Origin of the sequence: uncultured Ruminococcus sp. (assembly GCF_947301925.1) — a bacterium.
GTDB lineage: Bacteria > Bacillota > Clostridia > Oscillospirales > Ruminococcaceae > Ruminococcus.
In genome coordinates this window covers 24,319-45,045 of sequence record NZ_CAMYUE010000013.1, presented here as the reverse complement: position 1 = coordinate 45,045, position 20,727 = coordinate 24,319, and the positions used below count along the sequence as shown (strand labels likewise).

Annotated in this window: 22 protein-coding genes and 1 tRNA gene; 12 read left to right on the top strand and 11 right to left on the bottom strand. The window is 42.5% G+C overall.

Annotated elements, in window-relative coordinates:
• The first annotated feature begins 122 nt into the window (after nucleotides 1–122).
• The 3 genes from Q0Y65_RS12590 to Q0Y65_RS12580 all read left to right on the top strand — a co-directional run bounded on the left by Q0Y65_RS12590 (nucleotide 123) and on the right by Q0Y65_RS12580 (nucleotide 1,945).
• On the top strand, nucleotides 123–590 hold the full coding sequence (locus Q0Y65_RS12590; protein ID WP_297960329.1) for a GNAT family N-acetyltransferase: 468 nt from the start codon (nucleotides 123–125) through the stop codon (nucleotides 588–590).
• 46 nt (nucleotides 591–636) lie between these two features.
• Nucleotides 637–1,773, top strand: coding sequence for a glycoside hydrolase family 10 protein (locus Q0Y65_RS12585; protein ID WP_297960326.1), 1,137 nt, complete (start codon nucleotides 637–639; stop codon nucleotides 1,771–1,773).
• Between the two features lie 96 nt (nucleotides 1,774–1,869).
• Nucleotides 1,870–1,945: transfer RNA gene (locus tag Q0Y65_RS12580), tRNA-Ala, on the top strand.
• Nucleotides 1,946–2,134: 189 nt separating this feature from the next.
• Here Q0Y65_RS12580 and Q0Y65_RS12575 read toward each other — a convergent pair.
• The 3 genes from Q0Y65_RS12575 to Q0Y65_RS12565 form a co-directional block, all read right to left on the bottom strand.
• On the bottom strand, nucleotides 2,135–3,595 hold the full coding sequence (locus tag Q0Y65_RS12575) for a site-specific integrase (protein ID WP_297960323.1): 1,461 nt from the start codon (nucleotides 3,593–3,595) through the stop codon (nucleotides 2,135–2,137).
• A 56-nt stretch (nucleotides 3,596–3,651) separates the two neighbouring features.
• On the bottom strand, nucleotides 3,652–3,876 hold the full coding sequence (locus Q0Y65_RS12570) for a hypothetical protein (protein ID WP_297960320.1): 225 nt from the start codon (nucleotides 3,874–3,876) through the stop codon (nucleotides 3,652–3,654).
• A 102-nt stretch (nucleotides 3,877–3,978) separates the two neighbouring features.
• Nucleotides 3,979–6,951: a hypothetical protein gene (locus Q0Y65_RS12565; protein ID WP_297960316.1), complete on the bottom strand. Its 2,973-nt coding sequence runs from the start codon at nucleotides 6,949–6,951 to the stop codon at nucleotides 3,979–3,981.
• A 178-nt stretch (nucleotides 6,952–7,129) separates the two neighbouring features.
• Here Q0Y65_RS12565 and Q0Y65_RS12560 point away from each other — a divergent pair, with 178 nt between their 5' ends.
• The 3 genes from Q0Y65_RS12560 (at nucleotide 7,130) to Q0Y65_RS12550 (ending at nucleotide 9,499) form a co-directional block, all read left to right on the top strand.
• Nucleotides 7,130–8,575: a hypothetical protein gene (locus Q0Y65_RS12560; RefSeq protein WP_297960313.1), complete on the top strand. Its 1,446-nt coding sequence runs from the start codon at nucleotides 7,130–7,132 to the stop codon at nucleotides 8,573–8,575.
• A gap of 337 nt (nucleotides 8,576–8,912) precedes the next feature.
• Nucleotides 8,913–9,176 carry a type II toxin-antitoxin system prevent-host-death family antitoxin gene (locus tag Q0Y65_RS12555; protein ID WP_297960310.1) on the top strand — a complete coding sequence of 88 codons (264 nt, stop codon included), beginning with the start codon at nucleotides 8,913–8,915 and terminating at the stop codon, nucleotides 9,174–9,176.
• Nucleotides 9,173–9,499: a type II toxin-antitoxin system RelE/ParE family toxin gene (locus Q0Y65_RS12550; protein ID WP_297960307.1), complete on the top strand. Its 327-nt coding sequence runs from the start codon at nucleotides 9,173–9,175 to the stop codon at nucleotides 9,497–9,499. Before Q0Y65_RS12555 ends, Q0Y65_RS12550 begins: the two co-directional genes overlap by 4 nt.
• A gap of 40 nt (nucleotides 9,500–9,539) precedes the next feature.
• Here Q0Y65_RS12550 and Q0Y65_RS12545 read toward each other — a convergent pair whose 3' ends face one another.
• The 4 genes from Q0Y65_RS12545 to Q0Y65_RS15800 form a co-directional block, all read right to left on the bottom strand.
• The gene (locus tag Q0Y65_RS12545) at nucleotides 9,540–10,142 is read right to left on the bottom strand and encodes a recombinase family protein (protein WP_297960304.1); all 603 of its coding nucleotides are present in this window, start codon (nucleotides 10,140–10,142) and stop codon (nucleotides 9,540–9,542) included.
• A gap of 124 nt (nucleotides 10,143–10,266) precedes the next feature.
• Entirely contained in the window at nucleotides 10,267–11,247 is a 981-nt protein-coding gene (locus tag Q0Y65_RS12540; protein ID WP_297960301.1) for a class II glutamine amidotransferase, read from the bottom strand.
• Nucleotides 11,248–11,261: 14 nt separating this feature from the next.
• Nucleotides 11,262–11,453, bottom strand: a complete 192-nt coding sequence (locus Q0Y65_RS12535; protein ID WP_297960299.1) for a hypothetical protein — start codon at nucleotides 11,451–11,453, stop codon at nucleotides 11,262–11,264.
• 1 nt (nucleotide 11,454) lies between these two features.
• Nucleotides 11,455–12,045, bottom strand: a complete 591-nt coding sequence (locus Q0Y65_RS15800; protein ID WP_363293560.1) for an amidoligase family protein — start codon at nucleotides 12,043–12,045, stop codon at nucleotides 11,455–11,457.
• Between the two features lie 45 nt (nucleotides 12,046–12,090).
• Here Q0Y65_RS15800 and Q0Y65_RS15795 point away from each other — a divergent pair, with 45 nt between their 5' ends.
• Entirely contained in the window at nucleotides 12,091–12,372 is a 282-nt protein-coding gene (locus tag Q0Y65_RS15795; RefSeq protein WP_363293561.1) for a hypothetical protein, read from the top strand.
• On the opposite strand, the gene Q0Y65_RS15790 is transcribed toward Q0Y65_RS15795, so the two are convergent.
• A complete protein-coding gene (locus Q0Y65_RS15790) occupies nucleotides 12,316–12,570 on the bottom strand; it encodes a hypothetical protein (RefSeq protein ID WP_363293558.1) in 255 nt (84 codons plus the stop codon). The genes Q0Y65_RS15795 and Q0Y65_RS15790 overlap by 57 nt on opposite strands.
• Before the next feature lie 54 nt (nucleotides 12,571–12,624).
• Nucleotides 12,625–12,909 (bottom strand): DUF960 domain-containing protein, encoded by a 285-nt coding sequence (locus Q0Y65_RS12525; protein WP_297960296.1) that lies wholly within the window; start codon nucleotides 12,907–12,909, stop codon nucleotides 12,625–12,627.
• A 474-nt stretch (nucleotides 12,910–13,383) separates the two neighbouring features.
• Here Q0Y65_RS12525 and Q0Y65_RS12520 point away from each other — a divergent pair, with 474 nt between their 5' ends.
• Together Q0Y65_RS12520 and Q0Y65_RS12515 are read left to right on the top strand one after the other, a co-directional pair.
• Complete coding sequence (locus Q0Y65_RS12520; protein ID WP_297960293.1) at nucleotides 13,384–13,680, top strand: hypothetical protein; 297 nt, start codon at nucleotides 13,384–13,386, stop codon at nucleotides 13,678–13,680.
• Nucleotides 13,662–14,195 (top strand): relaxase/mobilization nuclease domain-containing protein, encoded by a 534-nt coding sequence (locus Q0Y65_RS12515; protein WP_297960289.1) that lies wholly within the window; start codon nucleotides 13,662–13,664, stop codon nucleotides 14,193–14,195. The genes Q0Y65_RS12520 and Q0Y65_RS12515 overlap by 19 nt, the downstream gene beginning before the upstream one ends.
• Before the next feature lie 295 nt (nucleotides 14,196–14,490).
• On the opposite strand, the gene Q0Y65_RS12510 is transcribed toward Q0Y65_RS12515, so the two are convergent.
• Nucleotides 14,491–15,780: a hypothetical protein gene (locus Q0Y65_RS12510; RefSeq protein WP_297960286.1), complete on the bottom strand. Its 1,290-nt coding sequence runs from the start codon at nucleotides 15,778–15,780 to the stop codon at nucleotides 14,491–14,493.
• 43 nt (nucleotides 15,781–15,823) lie between these two features.
• Nucleotides 15,824–17,008 (bottom strand): leucine-rich repeat domain-containing protein, encoded by a 1,185-nt coding sequence (locus Q0Y65_RS12505; protein ID WP_297960283.1) that lies wholly within the window; start codon nucleotides 17,006–17,008, stop codon nucleotides 15,824–15,826.
• Nucleotides 17,009–17,214: 206 nt separating this feature from the next.
• On the opposite strand from Q0Y65_RS12505, the gene Q0Y65_RS12500 reads away from it, so the two are divergent.
• From Q0Y65_RS12500 to Q0Y65_RS12490, 3 genes are all read left to right on the top strand, one after another.
• Nucleotides 17,215–17,469 (top strand): hypothetical protein, encoded by a 255-nt coding sequence (locus tag Q0Y65_RS12500; RefSeq protein WP_297960280.1) that lies wholly within the window; start codon nucleotides 17,215–17,217, stop codon nucleotides 17,467–17,469.
• 207 nt (nucleotides 17,470–17,676) lie between these two features.
• A complete protein-coding gene (locus tag Q0Y65_RS12495) occupies nucleotides 17,677–20,004 on the top strand; it encodes a glycoside hydrolase family 3 N-terminal domain-containing protein (RefSeq protein ID WP_297960419.1) in 2,328 nt (775 codons plus the stop codon).
• A gap of 408 nt (nucleotides 20,005–20,412) precedes the next feature.
• Nucleotides 20,413–20,658 (top strand): hypothetical protein, encoded by a 246-nt coding sequence (locus Q0Y65_RS12490; protein WP_297960277.1) that lies wholly within the window; start codon nucleotides 20,413–20,415, stop codon nucleotides 20,656–20,658.
• The last annotated feature ends 69 nt before the right edge of the window (nucleotides 20,659–20,727 follow it).

Below are 20,727 nucleotides of genomic sequence, written 5' to 3'. Positions count from 1 at the left end.
TCTTCGGGAGCTCTTTTATTAGTTTGGAGTAGGGGGCGGATATTATCCGCCGGATAATCATTTGTTTTTGGGATGCCGAGGACGTCGTCCCCTACAGAAATAATCTTACAGGAGCAGATACTATGAGTATTACGCTGAAACGTATTGATATGAAGGACTGCGAAAAGCTCTGGAAAATGCAGGTAGAGGCCTTTTCGGAACTCCTTGAAAAGTATCGGGATTACGATATAAGTCCCGCAAACGAGCCTGTGAGCCGCGTGGAGGAGAGATTGAAGCAGCCCTTTACTTATTACTACTTCATTATGGACGGCGATACCGCCGTGGGAGCTGTCCGTGTAGTTGATATGAAGGACGGCAGCCGTAAGAGGATATCTCCCATATTTATCATGAGTGAGTTCCGCGGCAGGGGCTTCGCACAGGCTGCGATAAAAGCAGCTGAAGAACTGCACGGTACTCATAACTGGGGACTTGATACGATCATGCAGGAGGAGGGCAACTGTCACCTCTACGAAAAGCTGGGCTACCGCAGAACAGGGGAGTCCCATATCATAAACGACAGAATGACTATCATAATGTATGAAAAAAACTGAGCATATCATGTCCTTTCGCTGCATATAATGCAGTGAGGTGAGATGTATGAAAAAGATCATGGCAGCCGCCTGTGCGGCTGCTTTATTTGTATGCGCAGGCTGCTCGGCAGAGACAGGGGAGCGGTACAGCTCCGTATATATGACGGAGTCGGCAGCTGCGGATAAGGAGCAGGAATATGTTCCCCTGAATTACACCGAGCAGGTGGGGCTGTGGCTTCCCTATGTGGGATTTCCGGAGTATATGCAGAGCCGCAGCGAGGAGCAGTTCCGTACAGGAATACAGCATATACTGGAGGACGCGGCTGCCGACGGTGTAAACACGGTGTACTTCCATGTACACCCGAACGGCGACGCATATTACCGCTCGGATATCTACCCGCGGGGCATTTATCTGGACGGGGACTACGATCCCCTGGCAATAGTCATTGACGAGGCTCATAAGCGGGGCATATCCGTTCACGGCTGGATAAATCCGCTGAGAATGCAGACAGATGAGGAAATGAGGGCTCTGCCAGGGGACTTCATAGTGAAGAAATGGATAGCCTCGGGAAGTCCGTGTGTGAAAAACGTAAACGGGCGCTGGTACCTTGCTCCGTACTGCCGCGAGACTGTGGAGCTGCTGAAGGAGACCGTCTCTGAGATAATCGGTCGGTATGATGTGGACGGCATACATATAGACGATTATTTCTATCCCACCACAGATGAGGAGTTCGACCGCGAGGCCTTCGAGGAAAGCGGCAGCAGCGACCTTTCACAGTGGCGTATGGATAACGTCAGCAGGTTCGTTAAGGCCATTTATGATACGGTTAAGGCAGCCGACAGGAGACTGATTTTCGGTATAAGTCCCCAGGGAAATATAGATGCCGACTATGGCTCACAGTACGCCGACGTCCGTCTCTGGGGAGGTCAGCATGGCTACTGCGATTATATAGTTCCGCAGATATACTTCGGCTTTGAGAATGAGACCAGTCCTTTTCTTCCCACACTTGCGCAGTGGGAGGACCTGACAGAAGGCAGCGGAGTCTCCCTTATAATAGGTCTTGCCGCTTATAAGCTTGGCAGGGAGGACAAGTGGGCAGGCAGCTCCGCTGAGCTTGAATGGATCAACGATACCGATATCATAAATAAGCAGATAGAGGCGGTGAAGGAGTCCTCGGCAGACGGATATGCCCTCTATAGATGAAGCTTCGGCCGATCTCTGAAAAAAACGTCATCTGTACAAAAAAATTGTCAAAACCCTTGACAACCCGACAATAATGTGGTAAAATATTATCTGTTCGGGGCATTAGCGCAGCTGGGAGCGCATCACACTGGCAGTGTGGGGGTCAGGGGTTCGAATCCCCTATGCTCCACCAACGAAAAAAGGCCTATGTTTAGCCAAAAACATAGGCTTTATTTTTTGTTGTTATGCTTTGAGACAGTAGAAAACGGTAGATTTCCGTTATGATTTCCGTTATGGTGAACAAGGAAGCGTGCATCATAATCGAAAATGATGAACTGGCTGTATGACAAAAAATAAGGCTCTCTGTAAAGAGAGCCCCTTTTTATATGCTTTCATCTTCCTTGTGCTTATCAAGCTTTAGTTTATCCTCAAGAGCGTTTGATGCGATCTCGTCTGCGGACTGAATAGCGTGGATATAGATCTTACTTGTGGTAGCGATACTGGAGTGCCCCAGCCTTCGTGATACAGTAGGAATGCTTACTCCTTCAGCAATCAGAAGAGTTGCATGGGTATGTCTGAGGGAATGCGGCGTAAAGTATGGAAGATTGTTGCGCTTTACGAATTTTCGTACCCAATCGCTGACGCTGTATGGGTTCATAGGCGTTGAGTCGACCTTTGTGAACAAGCGGTCGTTGGGGACTGTTTGGGTACTGCCGTCTGCAAGAATGATCTGTATATTGTCCTGCCAGTAATCATCAAGCTCGGTTCTACGCTTCTGCCAGTACTGTTGGTATTCGCGAAGAAGATCCAACACTGTGTCAGACAGCTTGATAGTGCGGTATGAAGTATCATTTTTCGGAGACTTTGTAATTATTCCCATACGCTCTACTGCCTGGCTTGTCCGTCGGATAGATATGACCTTCTTCTCAAAACTTATATCTTTCCATTCAAGTCCGAGCAGTTCACCTCTGCGGATACCGCTGTAGATAAGCAGATACATAATAGTCTTCCATTTGATAGGCTCATTTTCAAGCAGCTCCAGAACGTGCCTTACCTGTTCATCGTCAAGAAACGCAGCTTCCTTGCGCTCCAGCTTCGGAGCTTTCATATGGTTCCTGTCGGCTATGTTGAAGGGGATAAGCCTGTCACGGGTCGCCTGTGCCAGTATTGTGCTTATGAACTTGTGATAGTGGAGTATGGTTTTGTCTGATAAGCCTCCCGTATCCTGATGTAGCTTAAACAGTTGCTGAACAGGGAGATTGAGCCCTTTTGCTATTTTCTCGGCTGATTTGATGCTGATATGTCCGTCAGGTTTGCAGACTGCGCAGATTGTTTTGGAGGATACTCCGCATATGGCGGCAAACTTATTCTTGGAGAGCTGCATTTGTTTTATTAGGTCATCTATCTTATCTGAGACAGCATAGGCTCCTGTTCGCTTGACGCCGTTTTCACGCAGATTACTGTAAAACATTTGCAAATGCCGGGATTGAAGTTTTACGAGCTTGATATCGCCCAGCGCTTCTTTTATATCCCGGAACATGCCTCGATAACACTCATATGTCTTGGGAGCAAGCTGTGGTGGACGGTTCATTTCAAGCCAGTCTTCGCCGTAGTCACCGAAACGTATGTTACTGTCGTAATATTGCCCTTCTTTAACGGCATCCTCAAACTTAACGACCTGCCTTTGCAGCTCTTTCTCAATCTGCTTATCGCTCATGCCGTCTGACGGTTTCCATGTCATAGACTTTTCGATTTGTTTACCATTGCAGTCGTATCCGTTATAGGTGCGTATGTAATAGGTGATTTGACCGCTTTTGGATATGTGCTTTTTAATGGTTGCCATATATTTTACCTCTTTCTATGAACATGGGGCGTTCCGTGAAACGCCCCATGTTTACTTTAAGCTGTTATTTTTCTGATCCTTGATACAGGCTCATCCTGAGTAAGCGTGTGGGTATCGAGATACGTCATCAGTCCATCCCAGTTTATGAGGACTGAGCGCCCTGCTCTAACACACGGAATAGCTCCGTCGTTGACGAGCGTAAGCAGTAATCTTCTGCTTATGCCGATATTGTGCTCCTTACAGAGCTTAAAGGTTTCGTTCAGACTGTTCATTTTTTTCATTTAGGTTCCTCCTCTTCTTTTCTGAGCCAGATACTTGCTTGGCTCTAACTTATGTGGTATAATGTTTATATATGAAGCGCCCCGAAGGGCGCAACCGCTACTCTATTTGAATTTGAACCTCTTAATCCTGAAAGACGGCTCATCAGTCATTATAGCCCTCGGTATTGGATGCTTATAAGTCCATCCAACAAGTGTAGTCTGCTTATTCTTTCCAGCTTCCTTGTTGTAAAGAAGACCATAGATAGCGCACTGCCCCTGCTGTAGACCTGCAAGAGTCTCTGCATCAATGCCTATGAGCTTAACGATGCTCGCAAGATCAACGTATTCCGGACGAAAGAATACTAGCGTTCTACAATTTCCGAACGTTTTACCAAGTTTTTCCTTAAGAGCTGAAAAATGCTGCGTAGCTATCAGCATACGGATACCATGCTTTGCACCCTTTCGCAGCAATACGTCAATTGCGCTACCAGTACTTGTATCCAGATCTTGCGCTTCATCAAGGATTATTGTGTTACGAGACTCAGGAAAATGCTGCTTGTATGAATAAAAGCTCGAAAGGATCATATCTGTCACATATGAACCTTTATCTACGCTATCCACATCAGTGGAAATTATAACTACCTTCTTCTGTATAGCGAAAAATTCTCTCCACGAAGCCTTTGGAGTTGGAAGTCCTTCAAAATCTTCAAGGATACCTTCAATTTTATCGCGTAATGCCTTCTGAACCTCATCTTTTTCATCAAGATAAGAAAGTATATCGCTTATATTTATATCGTCCTTCTTATCCTTTAGCATTGCACCTATGCGTTTGTATAGTACTTTCCCCTGTCTCTCACCAAGGCTTCTTGCCGTAGATGATAGCACACTAAATATGCGCTGTTTTTTCTCGGTAAGACTATCACAGTCGCTGACGTCAGCAAGATTAACTGGCAGTCCCTGTTTGGGGATGTTCCAGAAGGAAAAATACTTATCAACTATTCCCTCTGAAAGATGCTTCCTTACCTCACGCTCTGACCATGATTTATCATTATCCACGATCAAAACTTGCTCATCGTTTATAGCAGCTTCAGCAGCCTGCTCGCTTTCATACTTGGTTTTGCCGCTACGAGAATCTCCTGAAATCAACTGATGATAATTCAGATCCTGTTCCATATCCTGCCCGTATAAGCAAGTTCCTGCTCGATTAGTTATCAAAGGTCTAAGTTTTAAATTCGCTGCTTCAATCTTTGTGAATTGATAGCTCGAATACTTTAACTCTCTGACTTTTTCTAAATTGGACGGATATAGAATTATACTCGGTATACTAAAGACACTTATTGATCTTTGAATATTAGGAGCTATATCTACATTTATATTCCGCTTGTACTCTTTCTGTCTATGATTTTTTTCCATACATTTTTCGAGTGCTTTAAGAATCTTGTATTTTTTCTTACAGGTTCGCATGCTCATCAAAATATAATCCCAGAGTTCAGGCTCAAAATTCAGCCACAAACCGTCGTAAACGATTGTTTTACTCTGTAATTTATAATACGGGAAACCTTTCTGAGTAGTAATCTTAAAGATGCCAGTTGTTATAAGCTCATTCAATACTGCAATAAAATCGTTAACGATAGCCGTAACGGAGTCGTCGCGATTATCACTAGCCGATTTCATCCATGTAAGAATGCTCTTGGTTTCTTCTGTTGATATCAGACCATAAGCAAACATTATTGAAATCGCTACTCGTATCATCTTTTTCGAGTTGATGTTTTCAGAATTCTGAACAGTCGGAGTTTCAAGCTCAGCTGTCTTTAGAGCATTTTTGATGAATGCCAGCATATTTGTAGGATCGTTTACGATAGCCTGTATCAATGCGGAATCGAACTCACCTGATAGTCTCTGAAGCTTATCCGGATCTCCGATATTTAATTTTTCGCAGAGTTTTATATACATCGCCGGCGTATCTTCAGGGATTACGCACAGATTCTCGCATATAATCGCTGTCAAGTGTCTCGTTGGATCCTCAACACCATTTGTACTGTGCAGATCATCCACGACTACTCGAAGCAGCTCTTCGTGTCTTTTACCATTCTCAACACGGGCATCATCGTACAAAATGATCATACCATCGTTTGCATTACGAATTACCTCATTGAGTTGGCTTTTGGTTGACATCAGTGATGTTACAACTTGAGACTCGTAATTTTGAGTTTTTAATAACGCAATTGATATCCTCGCTGAAGAAGGACTTGCAGGCTCGACAATAAAAAGTTGATCTGGCCTGATTCCTTCCTTTGCAATGAAATATAGCAGTAAGCTTGCAATTCTAAGGGCAACAAGGAGCTTGAATTTCCAGCCGCTCGGCAAAGCCTTCGCGTACTCGCGCGCAATCTCCATAAGAGCCCGCTGTGTCTGCAACAGCTTTCGTTCTTGCACATCTGCTGGATAGCAAGACTGATACCGAGGATTCACTATTTCAGCCGAAGCGAAAAGCAAGTGACCCTCAATATCTTTGCTCCACCCAGAACGCTTAGGAGTAAACAGAAATTTTCGCTCTGTTATTTCCTGAACGGCAAGGTAGAATGCAATTTCAAGGTATTTTTCAGGACAATCCGGATTACGCCGAATAAACGAAAGATATGGTAGAACCTCTCTTTTCATGTATTGCCGCATAGTCAGTGTAATCGAATACACTTTCCCCTCATATTCAAGCTCGATGCAGATGCACTCATACTCACTGGGAGCTCTTGGATTTACTACAATTGCTTGCAAAATACGAAATTTTGCAATATTTCCTTCGTATCCGTTTCTTTCTTTAAATATCCACAGATAGCTGAGCTTATCCTGAAAAATCCGTCGAGGAGTTAATCCTCGCTTAGAGTAATTATCAAGATACGCCTTCGGCTCCAGCCAAGCGTTACCCGAAAAGATCTTATCCATAACTCCTATCGGAGTACCGTTCTTTCCAGCGGCAAAGCATTGCCTTGTAGGCCATGATGCCTGCTGTGATGGAATTGTCACAGACGGAACATCCGAACTTTGATTGTTTACTTCTTTCGCCTTATAATTTGCGAAAGCCCCAAAAGCGAAGCCCATAATCAAGCCCTCCTTATATAATATCTTTGAAGCTTTTTGGCCTCATTTATATTATATGACTTTGAAAAACCATTTTAAATTTATAACACGGGTAAAATATGGATTAAACTCAAGATAAATTACGTCAAAAATAACCTTTTTTTCAAAAGCGTTACCTTTTCAGGGTAGGAGTGATACGATGAAAAGAAAAGACATTTTAAATGAACTTTTATTTACTATATTTGAAAGAACTACTATTAAGCCAAGTGACGGTAAAATATACTGTAGCGGGAATTTATTCAGTTCTTGTCAGTTCAATAATGACGAGTATGAGAAATACGTAAAACTACTTAAAATAGCATTTGTTGATAATAGCCCTCAGATTCAAATGCCTTCATATGATCCAGAAAGTTTTGACCGAATTAATAGTCTTACACGATTTGAGTCTTATCTCAGATCATATGATGTAGATATAACTTTTGCTATTACAGAAAACAATGTCTCTTACACAAAGGCATATGATGCTGCGCTTGCATTACTTAAGGCTATCTTTTCACCAACTACTGCTTTTGATAAATTCATTATTGAGAATGAAGATATCAGTAAGGAGTTCAAAAGCGCACTTAATAAAATAAGAAATATGCAGATTGGCAGTAATATCAGCGGCTTTCTTGATTCTATTGATACCCTCTCCCAGCCCTGTTGCGTATATGATGCAGATTATACCTATGATAAGGCTCTCTATAACCGTAGTTTGCTTATCAATACAACAGAGGAAATGTTTTTGGATATTCCAATAATAAGGGAAATATCACTGAATATCTGGATAGATGGAAGCGGAAAGTATGATAGCAATAGTGAGTCCCTTTATAATAGTATAGCTTCAGCCTTCATGTGCTATAATGAAGGACAAGGCGTTACAATTAATAATAGTGGTAATAATAGTGAATATTTTATCAAGAAGCCATTGTCCTTAGTAAGCATAAAGAATAATTTCCCCGATATGTTTTATTTTGTGACTCATCTTGATCAGGAGACTGTTTTCAATAAATATCAGTGCACAAGTGAAGCAGACTTGTTAAGAATTATCACCAATAAAGGGCGAGAACAGTATTTTGAAGGCTTACAGGATACTCTAAGTCAGTATGAGATTTCTCTTGTAGACTACACCGACGATCTGATAAAAAGGGTATTAAGCCTTGATCTTCTATGGCTTTATGATAATAAACAGAGGCAAGTTGAAAAATGTAAAGAAGAGGTCAGAAAGATACTTATCGGATATGCTCATGTTTTCAGCTTGATTGATGTGTGTTCTGAAGAAATAGTAATTAAACAACTAATTGCTATTCTTCATCACGCCGTAACAGAGACCACTAAATTTATTGAAGGGAACGGAAGATTTATTGCCAAATGCGCTGTCAAGCATAACTGTGAAGGTCATATACAATACGTCAAAAACAAGCACTATGGGAAGAAATATAAGCAATACACTGCTTTATATGAAAAGCTGAAGCAATTACCTGATAATGAACCCCAAAGTCTATACGAAAGCTATTTCTATACATCAAGTAATGAACTTGATAGATTATTAAATGCAATAAGGGAATACAAAAATCACTTCAAAAAAGCCAAAAAATCTTCGTAATTACGTTTTTGAAATTAAAGCCATCCGAAAAAGATGCAAAAAGGGCCCTTTTTCATTCTTTTTTTGCAAGGCTTTTTCTGAAAAACGTAAATTCAAAAATTTTTTCAGTTTTTTATAATGATAATACAGTAGCTTCCATTAAGGAGGCTGCTTATATTATCACTTTATTTTGTACAGTATGTAATAGCAGATATGTAAGATTTCAAGCTTCTGTCTGCTCCTCGCCGAACCGATAAAACTATTTCAGATATTTTTGCCGTAATATTTATCGTAAAACTTGACATCGTATTTTGGGTGTTGTATAATATAAGTAGTAAAACTGAAGGGAGATGTTTTTATGCCGAATATAGTTCCGATTTCAGATCTCAGAAACTATTCCTCTGTGTTACAGGACGTTGCAGTTGGTTCTCCTGTTTACCTCACCAAAAACGGCAGAGGCTGCTATGCTATTGTCGATATAGCTGAACAGGAGGAATATGAGCGTACCAAAGCAGCGCTCAAGTTAATGTGCAAGCTTGACGAAGGTAGAAAATCCGGTGAACAGGAAGGCTGGATATCTTCTGACGATGTAAGAAAACATTTTGAGGCTAAGCGCACATGAATCAAGTAGTTTATTCACCGAAAGCTTTAGCTGACCTTGACGAGATATTTGCTTATATCTCAGACAAGCTTGCTAATCCTATTGCTGCAGAAAGCACTGTTAATGGCATACTTGATACTGCGGATATGCTTAAAGATCACTCCGAGATAGGCAAGCCACTCTACTTCTCTGATGATATTTTCAGTGGTTATCGTTATCTTGTCTATAAGAATTATCTTGTATTCTATCGCAGCAGTAAAGATACTGCTTATATTGATCGCGTCCTATACGGGAAGCGCGATTATATCAGCTTGTTCATCAAGGCCTTGACAGATGATAATTAACATTATTTCTAATGATGAGCCTCCGTTAGGAGGCTCATTCTTATTTATGATTATTCCATAATCTGTAATAACATGACCGAGAAATCCCAAGCTCTCGCATAGCCTCCGCAGGCTTTTTGTTTCCGCAACGAACATCCGCCAATACCTGCTCCCAGTTATCAGGGAGAGGCTTTGACGGACGTCCGAAGCGGACATTTTTCTTTTTAGCAGCTTCGATGCCTTCACGCTGACGGGCTCGTATCTTACGTCTTTCATTTTCAGCAATGCTACCGAGAACTTCTATAAGTATGCTGTTAATCATTTCAAGAATCCACGCCTGCTCCGGCGGAAAGTCTGTCAGCGTAGTTGGTATATCCAGTATCTTGACTCTGACGCCCATATCTTTGAACTCTTCCAATTCTCGCTTGATATCTGATTTGTTTCGGCTGAGCCTGTCCAGTTCTTTGATAATCAGTGTATCACCCTTGCGTAGTATCTGTCGTTTGAGGTATTGATAGCCCTCACGCTCGGTATCCTTGCCGGAAGCCTTATCAATGATAATGTTCTGCTCAGGAACTCCAAACTTGGTGAGGGCTTCGAGCTGTCGGTCTTCGTTCTGCTCACGGGTAGATACTCTTGCGTATCCATAGATCCTGTTGTCCATAATGCTCCTTTCCGTCCCAAAAAGTGGTGGCGATTTTCGGTACGTCTCAAAAGTCAAAACACCACTTTTTGGAACGCTTTTTTGGCTGTTTTTCATGTGTGTCAAAACCTATACTTTTGGGTACTCAGAAGACACCCCCATAGCAGCTCTCATAGATGTCTTCGCCATAGATGTATTTTACGTCTTTGAGGGCTTCACGGAGCAGGCTCTGGTCTGCGAGCATATCTTCTATCTCATCGCAAGTATAACCGTAATCAAGCAACAGTTCCACATCAGAGCTGTCCACGCCGTAGCAGCCGCAATATGATAATAGCAATTCTTCGTGAACGCCGTAATACGGAGATACATCGTAATCGAACCAGCTACTGTACCTGGAACGGTATATCTTAGGCTCGAAGTGTGATCTTGTGATCTTACCGTTCCTGTCAATGCACAGTATATCGCCGTCTTCAGTATCTACACGTTTACTCTCAAACTTATGAAGTCCCAGCTGTTTCAATGCCTTTTTCATGATAGTTTCTGTACTTGCATATACATACAGTCCTATGCTTTCAAAGTGCAACAGATACATCGGGTTGCTTCCTTTTATAATGTATAAGGAGTTGTACTGGTCAAGGACAGTGAAGGTGAAGTTACCCTCCACAGTCTCAGCCATATACTGTAAGCTGTCAAAATTGAGCTTGCCCTGTTTCTCAATCAGCTGAACACCGATATAGCTGTCTGTCTCGATGTGGGTATCAGGAATAAGCTTTTCCTTCCTCAGTTCCTTATCATTCCACAGGATTCCGTTATGAGCAAATGCAAAGCTTGTATCGCCGGCTATACCGGGGAAGGGATGATTATTGTAGTTATGCTTGCCGTCTCCCTGAGTAGTCATACGGGTATGTCCCATAACAGCCTTTGTACCGTCTGGAGTATTGAAGTGGAGTTTGTGAGCAGGCTTGGGCCTTTTGAACACTGTAACTTTGCCGTCTTTAATGTAACTGATACCAGCTGCATCAGTACCACGCTCTTCGGCAGCGTTAGCCAGCACTTGCGTAAGTTTTTTGAGTACTCTGTAAGGCACGATTCCCTTATAATCGAGCCAACCAAATAAAGCACACATATGTATTCCTCCCGTTATTTAAGATACTTGAGAACCTCGTCTGGATTCTCAAGTTTTTGAATACGCTTTAATACACGATTGATTTTTCCGCTCAAATGGCATGCAGCAAGTATAGTCACAAGTCTCAAAACTACCTGCGCATCAGAGTATTTGAACTCCGTAATCGGAAGCTTTGGTAATTTCTCTAAAATCTCGATCTTTTTCATTTTACATTTCCTCCTGATTATTTTCTATTAGTTCATTTACATATAGCTGTCTTTCCTTTAAATAATTAACAAGTTCTGGCTCAGTGATTTTGCTAACGAACTCACTCCAGCTCATATTTGATATCTCATCCTCTGTCATATCCTGTGCCACATCACAGATAGCGTCAACAAGTTCCAGTGCTGCAATAAGTGTATTATACTTCAAAGTGCCTCTGAACAGGCGGAACTCCACAGTGCTGTAATTCATCAGGTTTACGGCCGCATACCTTCCAAGATTGCCTTTCTTAGCCTTTTCGAGTATGTCCCTGCCAGTACGTTCGTACCCGTACCGCGCTGCCCATCTGTTTATGGAGTATTCGCTTCTGCGGCTGAACTTCAGCAGTTCCGCCCAATGTTTCTCGACAAAGAATAAAATGTGCGATATCACAAGTTCCTGCTCATCCTGCGTCTCGCCGAGACATGAGCGATTTACGTGAATATGGAGCCCACACGTCGAGGTTTGATGTGAGCGATATCCCATGCTGATTGCTTTGTTCATAATCTCCTGCCAACAGAATTGCTTATGGTATTCTAATGACATTGGGTGTGTCACAATCTCCAGACCATCGTCAAGAGAGCCGTCGCCCTTGATGTAGATATGCTCATTATCCTTGTTAGCAACAGCAAGTATCTCGTCGGCATTATCAGAGTCTTTACCTGCTCCGTCTATCTCCAGCTCTACGCCGAAATATCGAACAGAATCGTCTCCGTAAAATATGGGCTCCGGCTTCCACCCATATTCGTGGATACTGCGGCATTTGTCCACCTCGTCATGGTAACAGTCACTGCAATAATCGTAGCCGTCAAGGTGATAGGAATCATCTTAATGGAGCAGGGCATCACAGCAGCAGCACCTAACGTAGTGGTTATGGTAACATGATGAACAAAGCGCGGTATATTCGTCGCCGTAGCTATCGCTGGTCCAGATTATAGCGCCACATCTGTCACAAGTATTGGTATGGTTCTCAATGCAGTCCATACAGACAATCTCCCCGTTGACTGCCTCACAGTCTTCGTCGTCGCTTATAACTGCTCCGCAGTGGGAGCAGTACAATGTTTCTGTTTTGTTTTCTTCCATTGTTTAAAACCTCCGAAAATAGAAATAACCAGCCCCGAAGGGCTGGCATTTGTTTTAATATTCACTCGCAAGCAACATAGTGCTGTGGTCGCCGTCATCGATGACGTAAAGCTTCTGGGTAATCGGTGCAGCTGACGGTATCATGTACACCTTACGATATTCAGGCTCTTCAGAACTGTGAACAATGGACTGCATAGAGCCTGATGGGCTAAGCTCAAACACCTGTAAGTAGTCTTTAGGCTCAGGCAACTGGTAGACACACTCCCACAAGAACAGCTGAAGTTCCAAGGGGATTGAACTGTCTACACCGCAGGTAAGGTATCGTTCGTTATTAAACATAATTCTTCTCCTTTCATAATATTTGATTACCGAGTATATGGCATCAAAAAAATAATATATATTCAGTATTTCCGAAAAATAGGAAAATGAAATGTATATTATTAATATGAAAGAAGTTAACACGTTTTCAACCATACCTTGCAGTATTGAGGCATATATGATATAATTCGTTTATAAAGATTTAATATCGACCATAACAGATGGCGATGATAAGCATTATATCGATTCCAGTTGTTTTACGATGGTAGAAATTAGATAAGATCTATTATTCTGAATATGTAAAGATCCTCTCGATTATTCGGGAGGATTTTTTATTTTGAAATTTGTACTAATATGTAAATTCCGTATTACGGTTGTTCTATACTATATTCCTGTAATTAATATATTTAATATTAAGATGTATTCTTATTTGGTATAGTCCGAGAGTATAGAAACAACATCTACGGGATTAATACTATGTTAGGAGTAATCTAAATGAAAGAACAGAAACAAATCAAGAGAGAACCAAAAGATCCAATGGTGCCTTTACCACTGAAAGTACCGCAGTCTCTGTATAATGAGCTTAATGAGGAAGCTAAGGATAAAGGCATAACAATTTCAGAAGAAGCAAGAAATAGGCTCAAGCATTATCCGATTCCGCTTACTCCTGCTTTGATGTACCAGCTTGAAAACAACAAGAACCAAAAGTACGGCGATCTTAAACCCAATATGCCTCAGGAGGCATTAGACGTGTACGAGGAGGTCAGAAAACTATGGAATATATTAAAGTGATAAAGCACACTAATGGCGACGATAAGTGCTTGGAAAATGTCGTGAATTACCCCATTGGAAAGGATCAAGTCCTTAAAGAGGGATTTGGTGTAAATCCTGACGACTCTAAAGAAGCTTTGCAACAGTTTCAGTCAGTGGCTAAGTTCTGGGACAACCAAGACAAAACGCCTGTGTTTCACTACATGACAGCGTTCACAGGCGAAGCAGCTCCAACTGCTGAGAAAGCTATGGAACTCACGAAAGAAATATTCAAGGATATAATCGATTCTCACCTTGCTGCCACTGGTACCCACTTCAAAGACAGAGATTGGAATTGGTATCATAACCATACAGCAGTGAGTCCTACAAACATAAACGATGGATCGCTGTTGTACGCAGATAATAGCACCAATTTTGCATTAGCTCAGCGTATGGCTGATGTGACAGGTCAACCTACCAAACTTATCATTCGAAAAGAAGACGGAACCGAAGTCGAAATTGACAAGGTATTCGTTCCTAACGACTATGAGGATTGATTCTTAAACTGAAATTGCTATGCCTATTATAATCGCCCCGCACTATAGAACAGCTTGTATTATATACTTAACTTCCGGCCTTGTGCCGGGAGAGCTGTTCTGCTTTTTGATATACTTAGAAATAATAAAGATTTGGCTAAAAAAAGCAGGTGGATTGACTGCTTTTTCCACCTGCTTTTTATGTAGTATTATATTATCATGCTTTCAGACCATGCTCATTTAGTTTTCATGGTATCTGTTGGATCCTTTTTCAATTGTATTCTTTCGGGTAATTCTGAGCCGTTTTTCACAGAAATCACGTTATATCGATCTTTGTAGGAACAAGAATGCGATTGTCTTCACTTTCTATTCCAACACCACCGAGACTGTTATTGCCCCACATATATAATTCACCGTCTTTGGTCAATGCTCCGCTGTGCCCGTTTCCGAGACTTACGGCTTCAACGTTATCCATTATTTTTATGGGGACGCTTGAAAGAATTTTGTATCCGCTCTCTCCGTTTCCGAGCTGACCATCGCTGTTATTTCCCCACATATACAGGCTTCCGTCTTTGGTTATTGCTGCGCTGTGTTCTGCACCAAGACTGACATACTGAACGTTGTCCATGATCTTTACGGGTTCGGTTTGTATTTCATTCTCGCCGCTTTTTCCGTTTCCTACCTGCCCGGAATCATTACGTCCCCACATATAAAGACTTCCGTCTTCTGTGATAGCTGCGCTGTGTTCATCGCCAACACTGACATATTGAACGTTTTCCATGATCTTTACAGGTTCAGCTTCTATTTCAGACTCACCGCTTTTTCCGTTGCCAAGCTGCCCGTTTCTGTTACAGCCCCATGTATAAAGACTTCCGTCAGTTGTCACTGCTGCACTATGAAGAAAACCAAGACTTACACATATGACATTATCCATTATCTTTACGGGAGTATCTGAATATTCATACTTTCCGCTTTTCCCGTTGCCGAGCTCCCCCAGATAGTTATCGCCCCACATATACAGAGTGTTGTCATTTTTTATTACAGCTGTATGGTTTGATCCGAGACTGACTGAACTTACATTATCCATGATCTTTGTAGGAGAGCTTGGATTCATGAACAGTTCTTTTGCTTCGGCAGGATTAGGCTTGTGTTTTCCCCATATGTACAGACTCCCGTCTTTGGTTATAGCAGCACTGTTCTCAAAGCCGAAGTTTATTTTCTCCACATCATCCATTATTTTTATCGGATTATCAGCTATGGTATGCTCGCCGTTTCCAAGCTGGTATTCAAAGCCGCATCCCCACACATAAAGGCTGCTGTCTTCTTTCACAAATCCGGTATGGCAGCCGCCAAGGCTTAATCTGTCAATGCTATGGGGATCGAACTCAGCTACAGAAACTGTTGTCGATACGGTCTCATTTTCTGTCGGAGCAGGTTCGGAAGTTGTCTGTGTTGTGGTATTTATAGTAGTTTGTTCTATTGTATTTGTAGTAACAGCAGCTGTCGTTCTGGAGCCTTCAGCTGTCTGGGCTTTACTATCTGAACAGCTTGTCAAAGCAGCAGTGATAATGCAAAGTAGTGTGTTTATAATAAGCAGCTTTTTCATTGTATATATTCTCCTTTTTACGGCTCAGCGGAGCTTCTTTTTATCATTCTGACCCGGTCCGTCTCCCGAAAGGCGTGTCGGCAAAAGAGCCTGGAATCTGTACCTCTGCCTCATAGGGAGGTTCCATCATAGTTGAACTGCTGATGATCTGCTTGCTTGTATGTGTGCGCGTGATCTGCACGCCTGGCGGAAGAGAGACATTTGTCAGAGAAGTGCAGGACTTGAATGCACCGCTGTCGATCCGTTTCACGCTGGTCGGTATTTCGATCTGACGAAGCTGCCTGCATCCCTTGAAAGCGTCATACCGTATATAGATAAGCGATCTTGAGAGAGTGACATTTTTCAGTTCTGTGCAGAATTCAAATGCACTGCTTTCAATCTCGGTCACATTATCCGGCAGAACGATGCCTGTAAGTGAACGACAGTGGGAAAAAGCACTCTCCGGGATCACGGTTATACGGTCAGACAGAATCACGCTTTCTAATGCAGAACAGCCGTCAAATGCCTGTTTGCCGATTTCTGTTACAGTATCAGGTATGATGATCCTTTTCACAGTTGTGTTCCAGGCAAACGCTTTATCTGCGATCCGTGTCACGATAGAGGGGATAGTAACCTGCTCCTTTTCTCCTTTATATCGGGAGAGTTGCAGCTTTTTTCTGCAAAGCTGTATAATAAATCCTTCTTCACGCAGATCGTCTATCTGACGTTTTATTTCCTCTGATATCTGATCCTTAGGTGGAGGTGGCGCAGTAAATTCAATTTGCCCGCACCCATCAAAGGCATTTTCGCTGATTTCTGTTACACTGTGAGGGATTGTAAGCCGACTCAGGGATATGCAGTTGCGGAAGGCATTTTTTTCAATTTTAACCACTCCTCCGGGAATTCTGCAATCAGTCAGACATCGGCATTCGGCAAATGTCATCTCCTGAATGCAAAGCAAACCGCCGGCAAGTGAAACCTGACGCAGTTTATCACAGCCGAGAAACGCTGCTGAGCGTATCTCCTTTACGCTACCCGGCGTTTTGACGCTTCTTAGATTTGTACAGTATGCAAAAGCCCCTTTTCCGATGGAGCTTACAGTGTCAGGAATAACAACACTTATCATCGTTTCACAATGTGAAAAAGCCCGGTCTCCGATCTTTGTTACGCCTCTTGGGATCTGAACATTTGCTTCACTTCCATTGTAGGACTCCAGAATATGGTCTCTTATGATGAAATCCTCAAGCATTATTTCACACCCTTTGTTTCCGAATTTATACTTATTATACAGCAGAAATCCTGAAAAATCAATAGATTATCCGCGTATACGCCCTCCTATGTAGGAAGATACTGCTTCCATAAGAGGTGACAGTTGATCAGTTCCATGTAAATGAATTCAAAAATGGATTGTCGCCTTAGTGGCGACATTTCTATTATTTCCTTATTGATGAAACAATGTTGCCATACTATTTTGGTTGTAGGAAACAGCAGCTTCGTCATATAAAAAAGGAGTTCAGCTTCAAGTGTATTACTGCACAGGAAGCTAAATCTCATATTAACGATATAAAAGGAACTATAAAGGGAACAGATGATGATGACTTTATTTCTGCTGAAGACTTATATGACTGGGGAGATTCAATTCAAGGATATGAAGATTTCGGCGATGATGAAGACGATTTTGTTTTCAGTGATCCTGATGAAGAAGAATAAACTGAGGGGCGGTAAGCCCACTCAGACAGAAAGAAAGGGGGGATATATGATCATCAAGACCTGTATAATTTGCAAGGCCGCTTGTGATCGTTACATAGAATTATCGCTTTCTGCATACAGGAGGGCATGGAGCACCTTGAAAACTTAACAATTGCATGGTATAATGAATGAAAACACGATGGTTATTCTGCAGAAGGGAGATTGTACATGGAACTGACAACTGACGAACAGATCACAATGATAAACGGGCAGTCTTTTTTTGGCATGGGCGAACTGCCGCAGAAGGAAGTTCCGCATATTCAGATGCTTGACGGAGGAACGGGTCTTAACTTTGAGCAGCTGTTCGGTGATATAATGGAAAAAGCAGATCATCCCGAAAAAGGTACTGCTGTATTCAGAAAAGTACTTGAGAATTTCTATAAGCCTGATCTGCTTGATTCTCGGGAAGAAATCGACCTATACAACTGGCTGTGTGCACAGCTTCGGGCGATTATACCTGAAATGACAGCTCCGGGCTGTTATCCGCCGGGTATGCTGCTTGGAGCAACATGGGATCCTGAAACAGTATATCAGGTCGGTCTGGCACTTGGACATGAGGCTCGGGCCTACGGTGTTCATGTACTGCTTGGAACACCGAACATAAATCTTCATCGTGACCTCAGAGCAGGGCGGCTATTTGAGGGTTACTCCGAGGATCCTTTCCTTATTACGAAGCTTGCTCCCGAGCTTGTAAAAGGCGTACAGTCTCAGGGGGGTGCGGCAAATGTTAAGCATTTTGCTGCAAATAATCAGGAAACCAACCGTCAGGGAATAAATGAGATAATATCGGAACGTGCTCTTTACGAGCTTTATCTTCCGGGCTTTGAGGCCTGCGTTAAAGCAGGCTGTGCAACCGTAATGGCTGCATATAATCAGATAAACGGTGTACCGTGTACTGAAAACAAATGGCTGCTGACGGAGCTTCTCCGTGAAGACTGGGGCTTCGGGGGCCTTGTTATGAGCGATTGGGGAGCAGTGTATCACCCTGCCGCAGCAGTTAATGCAGGGTGCGATGTGAATATGCCTGGGCCTGTTTCGCCTGAACCTCTCAGAAAAGCACTGGCAGACGGAACACTTGACCCTGAAAAGCTAGCAGTATCAGCAGAACGTGCCATTGCTCTTGCCCGGAAATATGTATTGCCGCCAACGGGGCATATCAATATAGAAATGACCGACCATACCGCATATAAAGCTGCTGCAGAGGGGATCGTCATGCTGAAAAACTCTTTCTGCGCCACTGCCCCTGAACAAAAATGCTGTCCGCTGCCTGTTTCTTCCAAAATTGCACTTATGGGAACAATGGGCGGAGAACTGCTAACTTGCGGAGAGGGGAGCGCCTGCGTTCGCACTGATCGGAATACAGACTTATGTTCAGAATTACACAGGCATTTTGAGTGTGTTCGGACTGGTTTGTACGATGAAGCTGATACGGTAGTCTATGTGCTTAATGTTGCCGGACAGGAGGGCAACGACCGCAAAACGTTATCCGTTGATAATAATGAAATGGAACGTATAAGAGAGCTTTGCGGATATGCTAAGCGTAATAATATGCGCTCTGTTTTGATACTGAATATATCAGGTCCTGTTACAGGTGCAGTATTTGATTTGTTTGATGCTGTATTTTGGGTCTCACTGCCGGGAATGCAGGGAGCTGCTGCGATTGCTGATATTCTCTGCGGAAATGTAAATCCGTCAGGACGTCTGCCGCTGACCTTTCCGTACAGTGAGGATCATATGCCGACATACCTTAACTTTCCCGGTGATAGTATGACTGTTAACTACGGAGAAGGTATTTTTGTCGGCTACCGTTATTATGCGACACGCCGTCACCGTAATCCCGAAGCAGATTATGCCAGGTACTATTTGGGTTACGGACTTTCATATTCTACGTTTGAAGTTCGCAATCTTCGCGTTGAAAGCGGTAGTATCGAAAACGGAATTGAACTGACAGCAGATGTAGGAAACACAGGTGAAGCCGCGGGAAAGACGGTAGTACAGGTTTATGTGCATGATCCTGAATCAATGCTGACCAAGCCTGTCTGTGAACTCTGTGCATTTAAAAAGGTATACATAGAACCTCATCAGACAGTGACAGTACATCTTCACGTTGAAAGGCGTTCTTTTGAAAGTTGGGATCCTGATCTTCATGGATGGACACTTGAGGACGGTGAGTATGTGCTGAATGCGACAGTCGGGGATTCAAACACCATCGACTGGAGTGATCCTTCCGGTATAATTCTGAGATATAACGGTGAATCGCCATACAGCTGGGGCGAACATACAAGCATTAAGGAAATATATGAAAACCCAGAGCTGAAAGCTGCACTTTACAGTTTTTTTCAAACTCACGAGCTTTCATGGGAGAATGTACTCTCAACATATCAATACACAGCAAAAGACAGTATTGAGAAGGTTCTTAATAACTCGGGGTGTTCTGATGAAGCGTATGCTGAGTTTATCAATATCTTACGGCAGATGCGTTATTTGAAACGATGACCGTATTGCATTCTTATGATACATAGCTTCCTGTTGGAGTTACATTCAAATCAATTCGTAATAAACCAAAGCTCCCCGTTGAGGGTAATGTCATTAAGTTATCGACTTGCTCCGATCAATCAGACTGTTGTCGTAAATACTTTAACGCAAGTAAATCTTCCTAATATAATTATAATAGAGGCGGTACACATTGTACCGCCTTTATTTATCAATGCTGAAAGCGTAGAGTTTGCTGGATACAATAAGCCTTCAAATGACACAGAAGATGAAGCTGACAGAGACTTCCCAACAGAATTTGATGAGATTATATCTGAGAGGTCGCCATCATAAAGTTTATTTCTTTACTTCACAGTGGCGATATGATATAATTTGTCTAAAATATTTATTCTCTCAAGGAGAAATTAGATTATGCAAAAAGTAATCGCAGGAATTATTGCATTGACAGCCGTGATATGCACATTTATAGGCTGTGAAAAGAAAGTTGCCGATGATGTGGAGGATAAAGCAATTAGCGAAGTTTCTGCTATTTCCGAAGAAGAAGCGACCACACAAGAGGGGACAACTGAGAATGGAGAGTACATCACATGGCTTATGCAGGGACTATCCATAAAACAACCGAAACATCATGAAATAAATAAAAGAAAGAAGACCTAAAGCACTTTTTGTGATTTGTGGTTTTTTAAAGTAATCGCCTGTATTACGTCGCTTTTAGAGCAATTCATT

Excerpts from the sequence above, each read along its gene's own strand:
- Q0Y65_RS12590 (WP_297960329.1), top strand. The coding sequence starts at position 123 with ATGAGTATTACGCTGAAACGTATTGATATGAAGGACTGCGAAAAGCTC.
- Q0Y65_RS12585 (WP_297960326.1), top strand. The coding sequence starts at position 637 with ATGAAAAAGATCATGGCAGCCGCCTGTGCGGCTGCTTTATTTGTATGC.
- Q0Y65_RS12575 (WP_297960323.1), bottom strand. The coding sequence starts at position 3,595 with ATGGCAACCATTAAAAAGCACATATCCAAAAGCGGTCAAATCACCTAT.
- Q0Y65_RS12570 (WP_297960320.1), bottom strand. The coding sequence starts at position 3,876 with ATGAAAAAAATGAACAGTCTGAACGAAACCTTTAAGCTCTGTAAGGAG.
- Q0Y65_RS12565 (WP_297960316.1), bottom strand. The coding sequence starts at position 6,951 with ATGGGCTTCGCTTTTGGGGCTTTCGCAAATTATAAGGCGAAAGAAGTA.
- Q0Y65_RS12560 (WP_297960313.1), top strand. The coding sequence starts at position 7,130 with ATGAAAAGAAAAGACATTTTAAATGAACTTTTATTTACTATATTTGAA.
- Q0Y65_RS12555 (WP_297960310.1), top strand. The coding sequence starts at position 8,913 with ATGCCGAATATAGTTCCGATTTCAGATCTCAGAAACTATTCCTCTGTG.
- Q0Y65_RS12550 (WP_297960307.1), top strand. The coding sequence starts at position 9,173 with ATGAATCAAGTAGTTTATTCACCGAAAGCTTTAGCTGACCTTGACGAG.
- Q0Y65_RS12545 (WP_297960304.1), bottom strand. The coding sequence starts at position 10,142 with ATGGACAACAGGATCTATGGATACGCAAGAGTATCTACCCGTGAGCAG.
- Q0Y65_RS12540 (WP_297960301.1), bottom strand. The coding sequence starts at position 11,247 with ATGTGTGCTTTATTTGGTTGGCTCGATTATAAGGGAATCGTGCCTTAC.
- Q0Y65_RS12535 (WP_297960299.1), bottom strand. The coding sequence starts at position 11,453 with ATGAAAAAGATCGAGATTTTAGAGAAATTACCAAAGCTTCCGATTACG.
- Q0Y65_RS15795 (WP_363293561.1), top strand. The coding sequence starts at position 12,091 with ATGCTCATTATCCTTGTTAGCAACAGCAAGTATCTCGTCGGCATTATC.
- Q0Y65_RS15790 (WP_363293558.1), bottom strand. The coding sequence starts at position 12,570 with ATGGAAGAAAACAAAACAGAAACATTGTACTGCTCCCACTGCGGAGCA.
- Q0Y65_RS12525 (WP_297960296.1), bottom strand. The coding sequence starts at position 12,909 with ATGTTTAATAACGAACGATACCTTACCTGCGGTGTAGACAGTTCAATC.
- Q0Y65_RS12520 (WP_297960293.1), top strand. The coding sequence starts at position 13,384 with ATGAAAGAACAGAAACAAATCAAGAGAGAACCAAAAGATCCAATGGTG.
- Q0Y65_RS12515 (WP_297960289.1), top strand. The coding sequence starts at position 13,662 with ATGGAATATATTAAAGTGATAAAGCACACTAATGGCGACGATAAGTGC.
- Q0Y65_RS12510 (WP_297960286.1), bottom strand. The coding sequence starts at position 15,780 with ATGAAAAAGCTGCTTATTATAAACACACTACTTTGCATTATCACTGCT.
- Q0Y65_RS12505 (WP_297960283.1), bottom strand. The coding sequence starts at position 17,008 with ATGCTTGAGGATTTCATCATAAGAGACCATATTCTGGAGTCCTACAAT.
- Q0Y65_RS12500 (WP_297960280.1), top strand. The coding sequence starts at position 17,215 with ATGTTGCCATACTATTTTGGTTGTAGGAAACAGCAGCTTCGTCATATA.
- Q0Y65_RS12495 (WP_297960419.1), top strand. The coding sequence starts at position 17,677 with ATGGAACTGACAACTGACGAACAGATCACAATGATAAACGGGCAGTCT.
- Q0Y65_RS12490 (WP_297960277.1), top strand. The coding sequence starts at position 20,413 with ATGCAAAAAGTAATCGCAGGAATTATTGCATTGACAGCCGTGATATGC.